Raw genomic sequence first — 17,548 nt, 5'->3', positions numbered from 1 at the left:
TTCTGCATGAGCATCGTCACGCGCTTTGCGCCCTCGCCCACGGGTTTTCTGCATATCGGCGGCGGTCGCACGGCGTTGTTCAATTGGCTGTATGCCCGGCATTTGGGCGGTAAATTTTTGCTGCGCATCGAAGATACCGACCGCCAGCGGTCTACCCCGGAAGCTGTGGACGCGATCCTGAAAGGCCTAAAGTGGCTCGGCCTCGATTGGGATGGCGAGGTGGTCTATCAATTCGCCCGCGCCGCCCGCCATGCCGAGGTCGCGAATGAGCTGCTGGCCCAGGGCCGCGCCTATCGCTGCTATGCCACCCCGGAAGAGTTGGACGCGATGCGCGAAGCCCAGCGCGCCGCCGGTCAGCCGGTGCGCTACGATGGCCGCTGGCGTGACCGCGACCCGAGCGAGGCCCCGGCGGGCGCCCCCTTCGTCGTGCGCCTGAAGGCGCCGCAGGAAGGCGAAACCACAGTCGTCGATCAGGTTCAAGGGTCGGTGACCGTCGCCAATGCCCAGCTTGACGATATGGTCATGCTGCGCGCCGATGGCACGCCGACTTATATGCTGTCGGTCGTCGTCGATGATCACGATATGGATATTACCCATGTGATCCGGGGCGACGATCATCTGACCAACACTTTCCGCCAGGTTCAGCTTTATAAAGCAATGGGCTGGGATGTACCGACCTTCGCCCATATTCCGCTGATCCACGGGCCGGATGGCGCGAAATTGTCGAAGCGCCACGGCGCTTTGGGCGTCGAAGCCTATGAGGCGATGGGTTATCTGCCGGAAGCCATGCGCAACTATCTGCTGCGCCTGGGCTGGGGGCATGGCGATGAGGAAATCATCGATACCGCGCGGGCGATCAGCCTGTTTGATATTGCCGATGTGGGCCGCGCCCCGTCGCGCTTCGATTTCGTCAAACTCGCCAACGTCAATGGCCATTATTTGAAGGAAGCGACGCCGGAGCGGCTGCTGCCCGCCGTGGTGCCCATCCTCGCCGATAAGCTGGGCCGGGCCTTGATTGCGGCGGAGGAAGCCCTGCTGCTCAAAGCGCTCCCAGGACTGCAACCGCGCGCAAAAACCCTGGTGGAGTTGGCCGAGGGTGCCCTGTTTTACTTCAAGACCCGCCCGTTGGCGCTCGACGCCAAGGCCACTGGGTTGATGGAGAAGCATAGAGACCTCGTGTCGCAGGCGCTGACCGCCCTTCAGGCACAATCCGACTGGACGGCCCCGGCGTTGGAAGCCACAATCCGGGCGCTTGCCGAGCAGGCGTCGGCGAAATTGGGCGATCTTGCCCAACCGTTGCGGGCCGCCCTGTCCGGGACCAGTGTTTCGCCGCCGATCTTCGATGTTCTGGAACTGCTGGGACAGTCGGAAGCCTGCGGCCGTATCGCCGATGCCTTGGCTGCGCCCGCAGCCAGCAACGGCTAATACCCATGACCCTGGGGGAGGGTCACCGACGAAAGGGTACCGCTTCGATCGTTTACGGTAGAAAAGGTCCAATATAAATAAGGGGAAGAGAGAGATGAGTAATACACCTAAGAAAACGGTGACCATTACCGATAATGCTACCGGCAAATCTGCCGAATTCCCGGTTCTCGCTGGCTCGATTGGGCCGGAAGTTATTGATATCCGTGCTCTCCACCCCCAACTCGGCTATTTCACGTTTGACCCGGGCTTTATGGCTACCGGCTCGTGCGAAAGCTCGATCACTTATATCGACGGCGACGAAGGCGTGCTGCTGCATCGCGGCTATAAGATCGCTGATCTCGCCGAACAGAGCGACTTCCTGGAAGTTTGCTATCTGCTGCTGAACGGCGAGCTGCCCAACGCTGGTCAAAAGCAGGAATTCGATCACGCCATCACCTATCACACGATGGTGCATGAGCAGATGCAGTTCTTCCTGCGCGGTTTCCGCCGGGATGCCCACCCGATGGCGGTCATGTGCGGCCTTGTCGGCGCTATGTCGGCCTTCTATCACGATTCGACCGATATTCACGACCCGCAGCAGCGGATGATCGCGGCCCATCGCCTGATCGCGAAGATGCCGACGCTGGCGGCGATGGCTTATAAATATTCGGTCGGCCAGCCGACCGTTTATCCGAGCAACGACCTGTCCTACGCGCAAAACTTCCTGCGCATGCTGTTCGCCGTACCGTGCGAAACGTGGAAAGATAATCCCGTTCTGAGCCGCGCGATGGATCGTATTCTGATCCTGCACGCCGACCACGAACAGAATGCCTCGACCTCCACGGTTCGTCTGTCGGGTTCGTCGGGCGCCAATCCGTTCGCCTGTATCGCCGCCGGGATCGCCTCGCTGTGGGGGCCAGCCCACGGCGGTGCCAACGAAGCCGTGCTGACCATGCTGCAGCAGATCGGGCATAAGAATAATATTCCCGAATTCGTGAAGCGCGCGAAGGACAAGAACGACAGCTTCCGCCTGATGGGCTTCGGCCACCGGGTCTATAAGAACTATGATCCGCGCGCCAAAGTGATGCAGGATACCTGCCGCGAAGTTCTTGGCACGCTCGGCATCAAAGATCCGCTGCTCGATCTGGCGATGGAACTCGAACGCATTGCGTTGGAAGACGAATATTTCGTCGATCGCAAGCTGTACCCGAACGTCGATTTCTATTCGGGCATCATCCTGCGCGCGATGGGCTTCCCGACCTCGATGTTCACCGTGCTCTTCGCCGTTGCCCGCACCGTTGGCTGGATCAGCCAGTGGAAGGAAATGATCGAAGATCCCGCGCAGAAGATCGGTCGCCCGCGTCAGCTCTACACCGGTCCGGTCGAACGTCCGTTCGTCCCGCTGGCGAAGCGTGGCTGATATTCATCATCTCCGGGGCCGTCCCGGCACGGATAAGGGAGGGGCGCAACCGCGCCTCTCCCGCGTCCCGGTTATTCTTTTGTCCGTCCCACGGCAATCCGCAGCCAACGATAACCCTGCCCCTTGGGCGCGGCGTGTGGCGCAGATCGGTCTGTTTGTGCTCGTCGCGGGGGCGATTGCTTCGTGGGTCGTCGGGCTACCAAAGCTTTGGTAACACTCGGGATTAGCGGATCGTCTCAAGGATGATCTGCGCTGCCCGTGCGGAGGGTAATTCCCGCCCAACGCCCAGTTTTTCGCGCAACTGTATAAACCCGTCGCGCTGCTCTGCCGCCGCCTCGCTGCTCGGCATTAGGAGCCCGCCCAGCGTTTGGGCAAGGCGGTCAGGGGTGCAGGCTTCCTGCAACAGTTCCGGCACACAAGGCCGGTCCAAAATCAAATTCACCAGCGACGCATACGGTACTTTCACTAGACGGCGGGCGAGCTGCCAGGTGAGACCGTTCAAGCGATAGGCGATCACCATCGGCAGATCGGCGAGCGCGAGTTCGAGCGCCACCGTGCCCGAGGCCGCTAGCGCCGCCGTGCCTGCGGCAAAAGCATCAAATTTCTCCGCCCCCCCTGTCACCAAGATCGGTTGACCGGGCCAAACACCAACCGCTTGCTGCACGAGGCTTGCCACTGGGGCAACCGTCGGCACGACAATCCGCAAGCTTGGGAAGCGACGTACCAGCGCCGCAACGGTCGCCCCAAATACCGCCGCGAGGCGCCCGACTTCCCCGCGGCGGCTGCCCGGCAGAACGATCAGCACGGGGGCATCGGCAGCAATCCCGTGCCGTGCGCGAAACCCCGCCCCATCCCCCTGCCCCGCCCCGCCCTCGATAACCGGATGGCCGACGTAATCGGCGGGCAGACCGTAGCGGGTAAAATAGGGCGGTTCGAAAGGCAGCAGGGTCAACAGCCGGTCGGTCTTACGCGCCAGCGTGCGCGCCCGCCCCTCCCGCCACGCCCAAACCTGCGGCGCGACGTAATGGAGACGCGGCATCCCGAGGTCGGCAACCCGCTGGCTGATGCGCAGGGTGAAGCTGGGCGCGTCGATGGTGACCAGCGCCGCCGGGGCCTGCGCCCGCAGATCGGCTTCGGTTTCCTTCAGGCGGCGCAACAGGTTCGGTAAATGGGGCAGCACTTCGGCGATCCCCATCAGCGATAATTCTTCCATCGGAAATAGGCTATGCAGCCCTTGGGCCTGCATCAGCGTCCCACCAACCCCAGCAAAGCGGATGTTATCGCCCGTCTGCTCCCGCAAGGCCGCCATCAGCCGCCCCCCGAGCAAATCGCCGGAGACTTCCCCGGCCAGCAGATAAATCAGCGGCGTCGTCATGGCGTCGGCATCCCGACCAAGAACAGACCCGCGGCATCGGCGCGGGCGACGGTTTCGGCCCGGTCGATCAGCGTCGTGTGCTGGGCGTCGAAGGCCAGCCCGACTAGCCCCGCTGCGGCAACCGCCGCAACCGTCTCGGGGCCAAGGCCCGGCAGATCAAGGCGCTTGTCCTGCCCGGTTTTTGCCAATTTGACCAACACCCCGCCGCCGCCCGGGCGTTTAAGCTGCCCGGCGCGCGCAATCATTGCGTCGGTCCCTTCGATCGCTTCGACCGCCAGCACCATCCCCTGCTGAACGACAACCGCCTGGCCGACATCGACCGGATCGAGCGCCCGCAGAACGGCGATACCCCGCGCAATATCCGCCTCCGCCGTCGTATCGGGTCTATGGATGCCGAGCGGCCCGAGGGGAATGCCCGGCGCCGCCAGCACTTCCGGCACGGCCCGTAGCACAAACCCTTCGCGCTCAAACTCTTCTGCCACGGCGCGCAGCAAGCCATCGTCGCCCAAAGCCCGAAAGCCGATGCGCGCCAAAAAGGCCGCGCCGCGCGCGTCGGGGGTTAGGGACAGCAGCGACGGGCGTTTGACCTTTCCGGCAAACACCACCTCGCGCACGCCTTCAGCCCGCAACCGATCAAAAATCTCGCCCGCGCCCCCCAGCCGGTGCCAGGAATGGGGCGCGAGAGTGGTGGTTTCTGGGTCGGTCTGACCGTCGAGCGCCAAAAGATAAACCGCCTGACCGCGGGTGCGGCAGGCGGCAATAATCTCGCGCGGCAGGGCACCGCCCCCGGCTATAATCCCTAGGCGCGCCGAACCGGTCATCGGATTAGCGCGGATGGCAGATCGCGCGGGTACTGTCGGCGCGGATGAATTCGACGATATCCGTGATCGCCGCATTATCCTTCATAATACCGGAAACATCCTCCAGCCGCTCCGCCATCGTCCCTTCGGCGGCGAACAGCAGGCGATAGGCGGCGCGCAGGGCATGCACTTCCTCGCGCTCGAAGCCCCGGCGCTTCAGACCAACGATATTGAGGCCCGACAGCCGCGCCCGGTCGCCCATCACCATCCCATAGGGGATAACGTCGCCCTCAACGCCCGACATGCCGCCGACCATCGCGTGTTTGCCGATGCGCACGAACTGATGCACCGCGCTCATGCCGCCGATATTCACGAAATCGCCGATTTCGACATGACCGCCGAGAGTAGCCTGATTGGCCATCACCACATTATTGCCAACCCGGCAATCGTGGGCGATATGCACACCGACCATAAACAACCCATTATCGCCCACGCGGGTTTCGCCACTGCCGAAGGGCGTGCCGGGGTGCATGGTCACATGCTCGCGGATGACGCAATTGGCGCCGATATGGAGATGAACTTCTTCACCCTTATAGCGCGCGTGCTGGGGCGGCATGCCGATCGTGGCGAAGGGGAACAAGACCGTGCCCGCCCCGATGCTGGTATGGCCGCCGATCACCACATGGCTCTTCAACTCCACCCCATCGCCCAAAACGACGTTCGGGCCGATGTGGCAATAGGGGCCGATGGCAATATCGGCGCCCAGGCGCGCGCCCTCTTCGATGATCGCGGTGGGGTGGATGCTCAGGGTCATTTTTCGTCCAAGATCATGGCGGCGTAAGTGGCTTCGGCGCACAGCACGCCGTTGACCTTGGCTTCCGCCGAAAATTTCCACACCGACTTACGCTGCGCGACCTTCTTCACGTGAATGTGAAGCTGATCGCCCGGCGTTACCGGTTTGCGGAAGCGGGCTTCGTCGATGCTCATGAAGTAAACCAGCTTGCCTTCGGCGTCCGGCCCGAGGGTCTGGACCACCAGCACCGCCGCCGTCTGCGCCATCGCTTCGACGATCAACACCCCCGGCATGACGGGACGCGACGGGAAATGCCCGGTAAAGAACGGCTCGTTGATCGTGACGTTCTTTACGCCCGTGCAGCTTTCGTCGGGCAGAATATCAATCACCCGGTCGATCATTAGCATCGGATAACGATGCGGGATCATTTGCATGATCCGGTTAACGTCGATATCGGCCACCGGCGTGCGGCCGGTTGCTTCGGTTCCTTCCACGGTCACGGTGTCGGTCATTCACTCGATCCTTTTTTCTGTCCGACTTTCAGCAGAAAAGCCGATTGACGGTGCCATTCGCGGACGGGCACTGCGGGAAAACCGCCCAACACGGCCCCAGCAGGCGCATCGCGGAACAGGGCCGCGCGCGACGCCACCCGCGCCCCTTTGCCGATATGGATATGATCGGCAATCCCGACCTGTCCACCCAGCACGACATAATCTTCCAGCACAGTACTGCCGGAAATCCCTACCTGAGCGACGATAATGCAGCCCTTGCCGATCTGCACATTATGCGCGATGTGAACGAGGTTATCGATCATCGTACCCGCGCCAATCACGGTACGGGTCAGGGTTGCTCGGTCGATGCAGCTATTGGCGCCGATTTCGACATCATCGCCAATCTCGACAATGCCAAGCTGCGGCACTTTCACAACGCCCGCCGGGGTCGGCACGAAACCAAAACCCGGCTCGCCAATCCGCGCCCCGGCAAGAATACGCACCCGCTGGCCCAGAAGGGCGCATTGAATGCTGGCATTGGCGCCGATATCGCAGTTTGCACCGATGACAACGCCATCGCCGATCACAGCACCGGGCCGGATCACCGTACCCGCGCCGATCTTCGCCCCGGCACCGATGCTCACCTGCACCCCAATGACCGCTGTTGGATCAATATCCGCCGATGGATCGACCGCTGCGCTGACCGCAATGCCCGCAGCCGGGCCGGGTTCGGGGAAAAGCTGGCGGGCGATGCGGGCGAAGGAGACGGTCGGCATCGGCGCGACGATCAGCGCCGCCGCAGTCTCCGCCTGCTCCGCGACCTCAGCCGACACGATCACCGCAGACGCCTTCGGCCAGTGGGCCAAAGCGTTGAGATGACGGCGATGATCGCAAAAACTCAGCGCGCCCGCGTCTGGCTGATCAAGCGGGGCAACCGTGGCAATGCACTCGTCACCGCGCGCTGGATCATGGAGGCGCGCCCCGGCCCGTTCAGCAACCGCCGCCAGGGTTAAGGGGCCTGCGGCGGTATAAAAACGCGCGTCGGGCATCGCGGTCTTAGTTACTCTTCGGCGGGGTTCCGCCAGCCGGGGCTGCCGCCGCCGGGGCTGCGGCTTGCAGGGGCGGCAGCTTGAGCGTTACGCGCGGCAGTTTGGCATTCAACCGCTGCAAAGCATCGGCGGTAATATCAAGCTCGCTGGCGAAGAGAACCGTCGCCGTGCGATACATGACGACATTGATGCCGCGCTCAATCGCGATCTGCTGCAAAATTTCCGACAGGGCTTGCTCAATCGGCTGGATGCTCTGGGCTTCGCCTTCGGCAAGCTGGCGACGGCGGCCGTTAAGCTGGCGCTGGAAATCCGCCATCTGGGTTTCGAACTGCTTGCGCTTTTCGGCAACCTGATCCTGCGTCAAGGACGCCGCTTGCTTGCGGAAATCATCTTCCAGCTTGCGCAGATCATCGCCCTTTTTCTTCAGCTCAGCGTCCCAAGCCTTGGTCTGGCTATCGATCTGGGCGCGCAACGACTTATAAGGCGCCCCATCGCGCAGAATGATCGCCATGTCGATCACCCCGATCACCGACGCCGGCAGACGGCTGCCCGCTGCCTGGGGCGCCGCCGGACGTGCCGCCGGGGTCGGGGTGGCGGTGGGCGCCGTTGGAATGACTTGCTGGGCAGGCGCAGCCGGGGTGGATGCCGGAGCCTGAGCGGGAGCCGTACCACTGGGGCGCGGCGCCGGGGCCGGGAGCGTTCCCGAAGGCGCCTGCGCCAGAACCAGGCCTGGCGCGGCGGCGACCGTCAACGCCAATACCGTCGCAGCAGCAGTATCCCGAAGGCTCATGAACTTGGTCAGCATCGTTACCGATCTTTCGCTTCTATCGTGTTCGGCAGTGTTACCGGGCGTCCGGCATTAGTAGCGCGTCGCAAAACCGAAAGTGAAGTTTTGCGTGCGGTCATATTTCTGTTTCAGATAAGGAATCCCGAAATCAACCCGGATCGGACCAAAGGGCGATACCCAGGTAAAGCCGATACCGACCGAGGCACGGATCGACGTGCTATCGTTTACGCCGCTTCCCGAAACATCCGCGCCCCAAGCCGACCCGATGTCGTGGAATAGACGAGCAGTTAAGCCCAATTCCTTCGGCAGCCCCAGCGGGAAGGAGACTTCCTGCGTCAGCACGTAGTAATTCTGCGCCCCCAACGCATCCCCTGACCCTTTATCGCGTGTCCCGACCCCGCCAGTACGGAAGCCGCGAAACTCTTCACCGCCCAGATAGAAGCGGTCATTAATGCGGACATCTTCGCCGAAACCGACAATATTGCCGATATTCGCGCGAAGCGATGCGACCACTTCCGGCATAACGGGGTAGTAATATTCACCGCGCAAGGTCGTGCGGAGATAACGAGTATCCCCACCAAGGCCGGCAATATCATTCTCGAGCGAGATCACATAGCCATCCGTCGGATTCCGGCGGCTATCGCGCTTATCGTAAGCAATCGTATGGGTGATAAAGGATGACAGCGTTGTCCCGGCACTTTCTTTGACATACCGCGAGGCATCATCTTCGATATCGCTAATACTGTCGGAACGCAGCGTATACTTAAGGCTTTCGCTCCAGTCTTCATTCAACTGCCAACCGAAGCCAACCGCGCCCCCCGTGGAGCGCCAGTCGTAAGAGCTATACTTCTGCAAATCGCGCGTCGTGTGGAACGCATCGACGGTCAAAGCAAGCTGGCGATCCAGAAAATAGGGTTCGACGAAACTGATATCGACCTTCGAGCGCTTCGATGCCAGAAGGGTCGTGACCTTCAGATCTTGCCCGCGCCCCAAAAGATTGCGCTCGCGGATACCGATTTCCCCCAAGGGACCATCGGACGTCGAGAAACCGCCACCGACCGTCAGATCGCCCGTCGATTGTTCTTCAACCTTTGCTTTCAGCACGATCTGATCGGGCTGGCTGCCCTGTTCGCGCGTCACTTCCACCGACTTGAAGAAGCCGAGATCCTTAATCCGCTGCTCGGACCGGCGCAGGCGCGAGGCGTTAAAGGCGTCGCCTTCGACCAAGCGGAATTCACGGCGCAGCACCCGATCCTGGGTACGAACATTACCGGAAATATCGATCCGCTCGACATAGGCCTTCGGGCCTTCGCGGACCTCGAAGCTAACGTCGATAACCTTGCCCTGCGGATCGCGATTGGTCACCGGCTGCACATCGACAAAGGCATAGCCAAGATCACCGACGCGCTGGGTCAGTTTTTCGATGGTCGCTTCGATCTGCTCGTTATTATACCACTCGCCGCTTACGGTCGTAATCCCCTCGCCCAGTTTGGACGGATCGAGGTTCTTGAGTTGCGAGGAAATATTGATCTTGCCGAACTTATAGCGCTGACCTTCTTCGACCGTGAAGGTCAGATAGAAGCTCTTGCGGTCCGGCGCCAATTCGGCGACCGCCGACTGGATGCGGAAATCGGCATAGCCATTCTTTAAATAAAAGCGGCGCAGTTTTTCGCGATCAAAGGCCACGCGGTCAGGATCATAGGAATCATCGCTGGCCCAAAAACGGTACCACCGGTATTCCGACGACATGAGTTCGGAGCGCAGCGTCGAGTCGCTATACTGCTTATTGCCAACGAAGGTGATTTTACTGACCGTTGTCGGATCGCCTTCTTTCACTTCGAAGACGACATCGACGCGGTTTTGATCGAGCTGAATGATCTTAGGTTCGATAGACGCGGCAAAACGGCTGTTGCGGCGGTACACATCCAGCAACCGCTGCACGTCGGCCTGGAGCTTGCTGCGCGTGTAGACAACGCGCGGGCGCAACTGCATTTCCGCCAACAAATCTTTTTCTTCGAGCTTATCCAGCCCTTCGAACGCGATACGGTTGACGATGGGGTTTTCAACGACGCGCACAACCAGGATATCGCCGCGATCAATCCCGACCGACACATCAGCGAAGAGGCCCGTCGCGAACAAAGTTTTCAGCGATTTATCGACCACATCCGCCGTCACCGGCTCGCCGAGACGGATGTTGAGATAGTTGCGCACGGTATCGGGTTCGATACGCTGCGTGCCTTCAACGCGGATCGATTGGATCACCACCTGCGGCGCGGCGCTAGGCGCCGGGCGAGCCTGGGTCTGGCCGGTCGGTGCTGCCGGACCTTGGGTTTGGGCAAAAGCGGCGGCCGGCGCAAGCAGGCTGGCGGTGCAAGCAACCCCGGCGAGAAGCAGGGCGGTTCGATTCTTAGTCCGTGTCATCATCTGCCGTTGCGCGCGATTAGCATAAGCGCCCTCTTGCGAAGGGCACCGGTCGGTGGGGCGTCGAGCCGTCATCGTCTTCTTACTCCGTCTGCGCCCCAAATCCTAGTGAAGTCCGACTCCTACACCAAGGAAGCCACCCACGCAAAGATTCGCAACTGCACAAGATCGTTCCAGGTCGCAAAAATCATCAACCCCAGAATGGCGGTCAAGCCAATTGCCGCACCAACTTCCTGGACGCGCTTGCCTAAAGGACGGCGCAATACCGCCTCGGCACCGTAATACATCAGATGCCCGCCATCGAGCACGGGAACCGGCATCAAATTGATCAATCCGAGATTAATCGATAACAGCGCCAGAAACCAAATGACGCTTACCACGCTGGTCCGTGCCACTTCCCCCGACATTTGCGCAATGCGCAGTACGCCGCCGACTTCTTTCGTGTCGCGCTCGCCCCGGATCATTTGGCCGATGGCGTGCAACGTGCCGGTCGTGACGGTCCAGGTTTCCTTGACGGCCTGCACCCCCGCTGTGAGCGGATCATGCTTCACCATCTGCCCCTGCCCGGCCCCAATGCCAAGATACCCCAGGCGCTGGGTGCCGCCAAACCGGTCTTCGACCGTGCGCACACCGGTCGTGACCGATAGGGATACCTGCTGACCACCGCGCTCCACCGTCATCGGCAGGGTCACGCCGGGCTGGGTCTGGACGATGCGCTGAATATCCTCGAACCGCTCCACCCGTTCGCCATCGACCGACAGAACTTTATCGCCGACCGTCAGCCCCGCGCTCGCCGCCGGGGCGCCGTCGATGACCGCCCCGATCACCGCCGGGGTTACCGGCTGACCGACGAAGGTAAACAGCCCCGTCAAGATAAGGATCGCGAACAGGAAGTTGGCCGCCGGGCCACCCGCAACAATCGCCGCCCGCCACGGCAGCGACTTATATTGAAAGGCCCCTTTGCGTTCTTCCGGCGTCATTGGCCGGTCATCAACCCCAACGCTGGCCGGGTTCATATCACCGAACATTTTCACATAACCGCCGAGTGGCAGCGCGCAGAATTTCCAGCGCGTGCCATCCTTCGCCGTCCAGCCAAAGAGTTCCGGCCCGAACCCGATGGAAAAAACCTCCACCTTCACCCCGGCCCGCTTGGCGATCCAGTAATGGCCCCATTCGTGCACAAAAACCAGCACGGTCAGAATGACCAAAAACGGTAGAAGATAGTCGGTCAGCAGTTGCATCGTCTCACCAAACAAGAGGCCGCTTAGCAAGCCAAAGCGGCGGTAATCTCAGCGGCAGCGGCCCGCGCGGCGGCATCGAGCGCCAGAACGGTTTCGAGACTATCGGGCGCCCGCCCGGGTACCCGCTCCAAAACCCGCACGACGGTTTCGGCAATCCCATCGAAGGGAAGACGATGCGCCAAAAACGCCGCGACCGCCACTTCGTTCGCCGCATTCAACAAGGTTGGCGCGCCCTGCCCGTCGCGCAAGACCTGCCGGGCCAACCGCAGGGCCGGAAACCGACTATCGTCCGGCGCTTCGAAGGTTAATTTCGCTAACGCGATCAGATCGAGCGTCGGGACCGGCACCGCTAACCGCTGCGGCCAGCCCAGAGCATAAGCAATGGGGGTGCGCATATCGGGCGATCCCAGTTGCGCCAGCACCGATCCGTCGCAATAGACGACAGCGCTATGGATCACCGATTGCGGATGGATGAGCACCTCGATGCGGTTTTCCGACATCTCGAAAAGATAATGAGCCTCGATGAGTTCCAGCCCCTTATTCATCATCGTCGCGCTATCGACGGAGATTTTTGCCCCCATCGACCAATTAGGGTGGGCGACGGCCTGCGCCGGGGTCGCCGCCGCCATTGCCGCCGCGCTCCAGGTGCGGAAGGGGCCGCCGGACGCGGTCAGCAGGATCTTGTCGATGGCCCCGCGTGCCTCCGTCTCAAAGACCTGGAAAATGGCATTATGCTCGCTGTCCACCGGCAGCAGCCGCGCCCCCGTGCGCGCCGCCGTAGCCATCACAAGATCGCCTGCCGAGACCAGCACTTCCTTATTGGCAAAAGCCACCGTCGTACCCTGCTCCAGCGCCGCCAGGGTCGGCGGCAAGCCCGCCGCGCCGACAATCGCCGCCATCAGCACATCGACCGGGCGCAATGCCGCCTCGATAACCGCCTGCGGTCCTGCGGCAACCTCGATCCCGGTGCCTGCCAGCCCCTCCTGCAACGCGCCATAGCCTGCAGGATCGGCGATCACGGCAAGGCGCGGGCGGAACTCCAGCGCATCGCGGATCAAGGCGTCGACTTTCTGCCCCGCCACCAACGCTTCGACGGCAAACCGGCCCCGATGGTGGCGGATCACGTCCAGCGTGCTCTGGCCGACCGACCCGGTGCAGCCTTGAACCGTAACCCGCTTTACCCCGCCGCTCATGGCGTCAAACTCCACCCGAATACCACCGTTAGCAGCACCAAGACCGCCGCGACGGGCATCAACCCATCCACCCGGTCGAGAATTCCGCCATGCCCCGGGATCAACCGCCCCGAATCCTTTACCCCGGCATGGCGCTTCAACGCCGATTCGGCCAAATCGCCTGTTTGCGCCACTACCGCCAGCGTGGCCCCCAGCAGCGCCAGTGCCAGACTGGGGCCGTGGACGAAAGCGGCGATCAGCGCCGCAATCCCGGCCGCCGACAGCATCCCGCCGATCAACCCGGCCCAGGTCTTATTCGGCGAAATCTTGGGCGCCAACCGCGGCCCACCGATGGCCCGGCCGGCGAAATAAGCCCCGGTATCGGTCGCCCAAACGACGCCCATGAGCCAGAGTACCGTCTCCCGCCCCTCCGGCATGACCCGAAGCCAGAGCCAGCAGGCGCAACTGACGGCAATCGCCGGGAAGCCCAGCGTATAGAGCCAAGGCATTTTACCCCGGCTAAACCCGCTCACCAGCGGCGCCGTCAGACTTCCGGCAATCAGCAGCAGGCAGAGGGTTCGAAAATCCGCGTCAAGCGCCACGGCGGCTACCAGGCCAGCACAGGCCCCTGCCAGCGCCCAGGTGCCAAGCGGTCGCGCTTCGGCGCCCAACGTCATCCGCGCCCATTCCCAGCCCATCGCGCCTGCAGCAATGATGAGCACCAGATCAAACCATGGTGACCCGGCCCAAATGGCAAAAATCATGGGCGGTAAGAGCACCGCCGCCGACATCAGGCGCAGCATCAGCGCCTTGGTCGGGCGCCGCAAGCGCAGACGCAGGCGGGGGGAAGCGCTGCCGCTATCAGCCATCGACCCCCCCGAAGCGCCGGTCGCGCTGGGCATAGGTGCGGAGCGCCGCGATCAACGCCGCCTTATCGAAATCCGGCCAGAGCGTATCGGTAAAAATAAACTCGGCATACGCCGCCTGCCACAGCATGAAGTTACTTAGGCGCTGTTCGCCGCTGGTGCGCAGCACGACATCCGGGTCGGGAATATCGGGGGTAGACAGGGCGGCGGCAATCGCGGCCTCGTCGATCTGATCGACCGCAAGCCGCCCGTCCCGCACCGCCGTCGCGAGGGTTTGCACGGCCAGCGTGATCTCCTCCCGCGCGCCATAGCTAAGGGCGAGCACGAGCGTCAGCCCGCTGTTGCGCGCCGTCTGCGCTTCGGCTTTCGCGATGAGAGTTTGGATATCCGCCGACAGCCGCCCGCGCGCGCCGATGACGCGGAAGCGGATATTCTGGCGGTCGAGCGTATCGATTTCCGACTGAAGATAGCGCCGCAGCAGGCCCATCAAGCCCTCGACCTCGGCCAGCGGGCGCTTCCAGTTTTCCGACGAAAAACTATAGAGTGTCAGATATTGCAGGCCAAACTCGGCGCAATGGGTCACGAGATCGCGGACCGCGTCGGCGCCTTTGCGGTGCCCGGCGATCCGCGGTAGCCCGCGCGCGCGCGCCCAGCGGCCATTGCCGTCCATGATGACGGCCAGATGACGGGGTAAGGCGGCAGGATCCAATCCCGCCGCCCGCAACCTTTCGACAGCCGGTTCGGCCACCTCGGACGGGATTCCCGTCATGATCCGCACAATCCTGCGCAGTCTCAGACCTGCATGATTTCCTTTTCTTTACCGGCAAGGGTCTGATCGATCTGCTTTATATGCGTATCGGTCAGGCCCTGGATATCGTCCGAGAGCTTGCCATGTTCGTCTTCGCTGATTTCCTTAGCCTTTTCGGCCTTCTTCAGCGCTTCCATCCCGTCACGGCGCACGTTGCGCACGGCAACGCGGGCCTGTTCGGCGTATTTCCCGGCAACCTTGACCAGTTCCTGACGACGCTCTTGGTTCAATTCCGGCAGCGGCACACGCACGGTCTGACCATCGGACGACGGATTGAGCCCCAGACCGGCCTCGCGGATCGCCTTTTCGACGGCCTTCACGGCGCCCTTATCCCAAACGCTGACGGTCAGCAGACGCGGTTCAGGATTGCTAACGGTCCCGACTTGATTGAGCGGCATCATCTGGCCATACGACTCGACCATCACCGGTTCGAGCAAGTTAACCGACGCGCGGCCCGTCCGCAGACCGTTGAGATCCTTCTTCAGAGCGTCAACCGCAGCCGCCATCCGGCGCTTAACATCCGCAATAACATCTTGAATGGCCATCGTTTTATCCTCTGGAACGGCGAGCCTAAAGAAAAGGCGACCGAACCCTTACGATCCGGCCGCCCTTTAACGCAAGGGTCTTAAACGGTTTAGCGGACGCCCGCCTGCGCCGCAACCTCCGCCGCGAAGTCCGTTTCCTGCTTTTCGATGCCTTCGCCCAGGGCGTAACGCACGAAGCCGGTCAGCGCGACGGGCGTGCCGAGATCCTTCGCGGCCTTCGCCACGATGTCCTTCACGCGGCTTTCGCCATCGATGACGTAAACCTGTTCCAGCAGCACCACTTCTTCGTAGAACTTACGAATGCGGCCTTCGATCATCTTTTCGATGACGGCATCCGGCTTACCCGACGCGCGGGCCTGTTCGGTCAGCACGTCGCGTTCGCGCTGAACGGCTTTCTGGTCGAGGTTATCGACCGACAGCGACAGCGGATTGGTCGCGGCGATATGCATGGCGATCTGCTTGCCGAGGGTGGCCAAGGCCGCCTTATCGCCGGTCGATTCGAGCGCGACGAGCACGCCGATCTTCCCAAGGCCTGGCGCAGTCGCCGAATGGATATAGGTGGCAACGACGCCATCGGTCACCGACAGGCGGGCGCCGCGACGGATGGACATGTTTTCGCCGATGGTGGCGATGAGCTGGGTCAGCTCTTCCTGCACCGCATGGCCCTTGCCCGGATAGGTCGCGGCCTTCAGCGCGTCCATATCTTCCCCGCTGGTCAGCACCAGACCGGCGGCATCGGTCACGAAAGCCTGGAACTTATCGTTGCGGCCAACGAAGTCGGTTTCGGCATTCACTTCCAGCAGGGCGCCGACGGTGCCCGAGGAGGCCGACCCAACGAGACCTTCGGCGGCAACGCGGCCCGCCTTCTTGGCGGCGGCGGCAAGGCCCTTCTTGCGCAGCCAATCGACGGCCTGTTCGATGTCGCCCGCCGTTTCGCCCAGCGCCTTCTTGCAGTCCATCATGCCTGCGCCGGTCTTTTCGCGCAGTTCCTTGACCAGGGTGGCAGTGATTTCGACCATGGGAGACCCCTCTATATGACAAATCGGCGTCAGCCGATGATTCTAGTGAAAAGGCGGCGCAGAGCGCCGCCTTCCGTATCCGTGTTCGGCGCGCGGCGGGTTAGGCCGAAGCAGCCTCGGCTTCCGGCAGCGCGTCTTCGACAACATCTTCCGCCGCGCCGATATCGATGCCCGCCGACACGGCTTCCTGCGTCAGACCGGCCAGCACCGAGGCCGAGAAAAGTTCGCAGTAGGTGTCGATGGCGCGCAGCGCATCGTCGTTGCCCGGAACCGGGTAGGCAATGCCTTCCGGGTCGGAATTGCTATCGAGGATGGCGATGACCGGAATGTTCAGGCGGTTGGCTTCCTGAACAGCAATCGCTTCCTTATTGGTATCGATGATGAAAATGAGGTCCGGCAGGCCGCCCATTTCCTTAATCCCGCCCAGGGCGCGTTCCAGCTTTTCGCGTTCGCGCGTCAGGGTCAGCTGTTCCTTCTTCGTGTAACCGAGCACGGCCCCCGAGGCGAACATTTCTTCCAATTCGCGCAGCCGCTTAATCGACAGCGAGATGGTCTTGAAGTTGGTCAGCATACCGCCGAGCCAACGATGGTTCACATAATATTGACCGCAACGACGGGCGGCTTCGGCAACCCGTTCCGCCGCTTGGCGCTTGGTGCCGACGAAAAGAACGCGCCCCCCGGCGGCAACCGTATCGCGCACCACCTGCAGGGCGCGGTACAGCATCGGCACGGTCTGTTCGAGATCGATCACATGCACGCCATTGCGCACACCGAAGAGGTACGGCGCCATCTTCGGGTTCCAGCGGCGCGTGTTATGGCCGAAGTGAACGCCCGCTTCGAGAAGCTGACGCATGGTAAAGGTCGGAACATTGCTCATTCTAGAGATCCTTAGTCCGGTTGATCCGCCGCGGGCAGTGACCAATGAAATTGGCACCGGCAAGGAGAGCCTGGCTCCCTCGCCCGCGTGTGAAGTGGCCGCCTTTTAGCGGGTTCGAACTGCGGATGCAAGGGGGAAGGCGGCAGGATTTGAGACTAAGTTGCCGCCTGCCTTTTCACGCATACATACGATTGCAGGAGGCGTTAAAGCCTATCTATTTTTCATCCATAAATAGATTTCTTGTAATAAATATTCTCCCTCAGGGCGATCAGACCTGATTTTAAGATAGAACATTAATTACGAAATACCCGTTTAATTTTTTGTTCATTGAAAATCCCGAGATTGGCGGCATAGAGAGAGTCCTTTTCTTTTTTAAGAGGTAGGCAGAATGCCCACGATCAATCTAACGACCGGTGACGATGCCCTCTATGAGGGCGATGGCGATTTTCTGGTGAACGCCTATGCAGGCAACGATACTGT

Annotated in this window: 16 protein-coding genes; 2 read left to right on the top strand and 14 right to left on the bottom strand. The window is 61.7% G+C overall.

Features of this window, described 5'->3' with window-relative positions; genetic code table 11:
* Positions 1-6: 6 nt before the first annotated feature.
* Both gltX and gltA read left to right on the top strand, forming a co-directional pair.
* A complete protein-coding gene (gene gltX, locus CHR90_RS09110; protein ID WP_094408700.1) occupies positions 7-1,425 on the top strand; it encodes a glutamate--tRNA ligase in 1,419 nt (472 codons plus the stop codon).
* Between the two features lie 94 nt (positions 1,426-1,519).
* The gene (gene gltA, locus CHR90_RS09105; RefSeq protein WP_094408699.1) at positions 1,520-2,824 is read left to right on the top strand and encodes a citrate synthase; all 1,305 of its coding nucleotides are present in this window, start codon (positions 1,520-1,522) and stop codon (positions 2,822-2,824) included.
* A gap of 223 nt (positions 2,825-3,047) precedes the next feature.
* Here gltA and lpxB read toward each other — a convergent pair whose 3' ends face one another.
* The 14 genes from lpxB to rpsB form a co-directional block, all read right to left on the bottom strand.
* A complete protein-coding gene (gene lpxB / locus CHR90_RS09100) occupies positions 3,048-4,199 on the bottom strand; it encodes a lipid-A-disaccharide synthase (protein ID WP_094408698.1) in 1,152 nt (383 codons plus the stop codon).
* Complete coding sequence (locus CHR90_RS09095) at positions 4,196-5,020, bottom strand: LpxI family protein (protein ID WP_094408697.1); 825 nt, start codon at positions 5,018-5,020, stop codon at positions 4,196-4,198. The genes lpxB and CHR90_RS09095 overlap by 4 nt, the downstream gene beginning before the upstream one ends.
* Before the next feature lie 4 nt (positions 5,021-5,024).
* Entirely contained in the window at positions 5,025-5,813 is a 789-nt protein-coding gene (gene lpxA / locus CHR90_RS09090) for an acyl-ACP--UDP-N-acetylglucosamine O-acyltransferase (protein WP_094408696.1), read from the bottom strand.
* The gene (gene fabZ, locus CHR90_RS09085; RefSeq protein WP_094408695.1) at positions 5,810-6,304 is read right to left on the bottom strand and encodes a 3-hydroxyacyl-ACP dehydratase FabZ; all 495 of its coding nucleotides are present in this window, start codon (positions 6,302-6,304) and stop codon (positions 5,810-5,812) included. Before fabZ ends, lpxA begins: the two co-directional genes overlap by 4 nt.
* Entirely contained in the window at positions 6,301-7,332 is a 1,032-nt protein-coding gene (lpxD, locus tag CHR90_RS09080; protein ID WP_094408694.1) for a UDP-3-O-(3-hydroxymyristoyl)glucosamine N-acyltransferase, read from the bottom strand. Before lpxD ends, fabZ begins: the two co-directional genes overlap by 4 nt.
* 7 nt (positions 7,333-7,339) lie before the next feature.
* Positions 7,340-8,137: an OmpH/Skp family outer membrane protein gene (locus CHR90_RS09075; protein WP_094408693.1), complete on the bottom strand. Its 798-nt coding sequence runs from the start codon at positions 8,135-8,137 to the stop codon at positions 7,340-7,342.
* 54 nt (positions 8,138-8,191) lie between these two features.
* On the bottom strand, positions 8,192-10,543 hold the full coding sequence (bamA, locus tag CHR90_RS09070) for an outer membrane protein assembly factor BamA (RefSeq protein ID WP_094408692.1): 2,352 nt from the start codon (positions 10,541-10,543) through the stop codon (positions 8,192-8,194).
* Positions 10,544-10,662: 119 nt separating this feature from the next.
* A complete protein-coding gene (rseP, locus tag CHR90_RS09065) occupies positions 10,663-11,781 on the bottom strand; it encodes an RIP metalloprotease RseP (RefSeq protein ID WP_094408691.1) in 1,119 nt (372 codons plus the stop codon).
* Positions 11,782-11,804: 23 nt separating this feature from the next.
* Positions 11,805-12,974, bottom strand: coding sequence for a 1-deoxy-D-xylulose-5-phosphate reductoisomerase (gene dxr, locus CHR90_RS09060; protein WP_094408690.1), 1,170 nt, complete (start codon positions 12,972-12,974; stop codon positions 11,805-11,807).
* Positions 12,971-13,822 (bottom strand): phosphatidate cytidylyltransferase, encoded by an 852-nt coding sequence (locus CHR90_RS09055; protein WP_229671464.1) that lies wholly within the window; start codon positions 13,820-13,822, stop codon positions 12,971-12,973. The genes dxr and CHR90_RS09055 overlap by 4 nt, the downstream gene beginning before the upstream one ends.
* Positions 13,815-14,588 carry an isoprenyl transferase gene (locus CHR90_RS09050; protein WP_094408689.1) on the bottom strand — a complete coding sequence of 258 codons (774 nt, stop codon included), beginning with the start codon at positions 14,586-14,588 and terminating at the stop codon, positions 13,815-13,817. The genes CHR90_RS09055 and CHR90_RS09050 overlap by 8 nt, the downstream gene beginning before the upstream one ends.
* A 23-nt stretch (positions 14,589-14,611) precedes the next feature.
* Positions 14,612-15,172 (bottom strand): ribosome recycling factor, encoded by a 561-nt coding sequence (gene frr / locus CHR90_RS09045; RefSeq protein ID WP_094408688.1) that lies wholly within the window; start codon positions 15,170-15,172, stop codon positions 14,612-14,614.
* Positions 15,173-15,261: 89 nt separating this feature from the next.
* Positions 15,262-16,191 (bottom strand): translation elongation factor Ts, encoded by a 930-nt coding sequence (tsf, locus tag CHR90_RS09040; RefSeq protein ID WP_094408687.1) that lies wholly within the window; start codon positions 16,189-16,191, stop codon positions 15,262-15,264.
* 100 nt (positions 16,192-16,291) lie between these two features.
* Positions 16,292-17,068, bottom strand: a complete 777-nt coding sequence (gene rpsB, locus CHR90_RS09035) for a 30S ribosomal protein S2 (RefSeq protein WP_229671465.1) — start codon at positions 17,066-17,068, stop codon at positions 16,292-16,294.
* Positions 17,069-17,548: the final 480 nt, after the last annotated feature.

Source organism: Elstera cyanobacteriorum, assembly GCF_002251735.1.
In the GTDB taxonomy this organism is placed as follows: domain Bacteria; phylum Pseudomonadota; class Alphaproteobacteria; order Elsterales; family Elsteraceae; genus Elstera; species Elstera cyanobacteriorum.
Note: the sequence above shows the minus strand (reverse complement) of the source record. Positions and strands in the feature narration are given on the sequence as shown.

Bases quoted from the DNA above. Each gene is read 5' to 3' on its own strand.
- gltX (WP_094408700.1), top strand. From the start codon at position 7: ATGAGCATCGTCACGCGCTTTGCGCCCTCGCCCACGGGTTTTCTGCAT.
- lpxD (WP_094408694.1), bottom strand. From the start codon at position 7,332: ATGCCCGACGCGCGTTTTTATACCGCCGCAGGCCCCTTAACCCTGGCG.
- lpxB (WP_094408698.1), bottom strand. From the start codon at position 4,199: ATGACGACGCCGCTGATTTATCTGCTGGCCGGGGAAGTCTCCGGCGAT.
- dxr (WP_094408690.1), bottom strand. From the start codon at position 12,974: ATGAGCGGCGGGGTAAAGCGGGTTACGGTTCAAGGCTGCACCGGGTCG.
- fabZ (WP_094408695.1), bottom strand. From the start codon at position 6,304: ATGACCGACACCGTGACCGTGGAAGGAACCGAAGCAACCGGCCGCACG.
- rseP (WP_094408691.1), bottom strand. From the start codon at position 11,781: ATGCAACTGCTGACCGACTATCTTCTACCGTTTTTGGTCATTCTGACC.
- CHR90_RS09050 (WP_094408689.1), bottom strand. From the start codon at position 14,588: ATGACGGGAATCCCGTCCGAGGTGGCCGAACCGGCTGTCGAAAGGTTG.
- rpsB (WP_229671465.1), bottom strand. From the start codon at position 17,068: ATGAGCAATGTTCCGACCTTTACCATGCGTCAGCTTCTCGAAGCGGGC.
- gltA (WP_094408699.1), top strand. From the start codon at position 1,520: ATGAGTAATACACCTAAGAAAACGGTGACCATTACCGATAATGCTACC.
- CHR90_RS09055 (WP_229671464.1), bottom strand. From the start codon at position 13,822: ATGGCTGATAGCGGCAGCGCTTCCCCCCGCCTGCGTCTGCGCTTGCGG.
- tsf (WP_094408687.1), bottom strand. From the start codon at position 16,191: ATGGTCGAAATCACTGCCACCCTGGTCAAGGAACTGCGCGAAAAGACC.
- frr (WP_094408688.1), bottom strand. From the start codon at position 15,172: ATGGCCATTCAAGATGTTATTGCGGATGTTAAGCGCCGGATGGCGGCT.
- bamA (WP_094408692.1), bottom strand. From the start codon at position 10,543: ATGATGACACGGACTAAGAATCGAACCGCCCTGCTTCTCGCCGGGGTT.
- CHR90_RS09075 (WP_094408693.1), bottom strand. From the start codon at position 8,137: ATGCTGACCAAGTTCATGAGCCTTCGGGATACTGCTGCTGCGACGGTA.
- CHR90_RS09095 (WP_094408697.1), bottom strand. From the start codon at position 5,020: ATGACCGGTTCGGCGCGCCTAGGGATTATAGCCGGGGGCGGTGCCCTG.
- lpxA (WP_094408696.1), bottom strand. From the start codon at position 5,813: ATGACCCTGAGCATCCACCCCACCGCGATCATCGAAGAGGGCGCGCGC.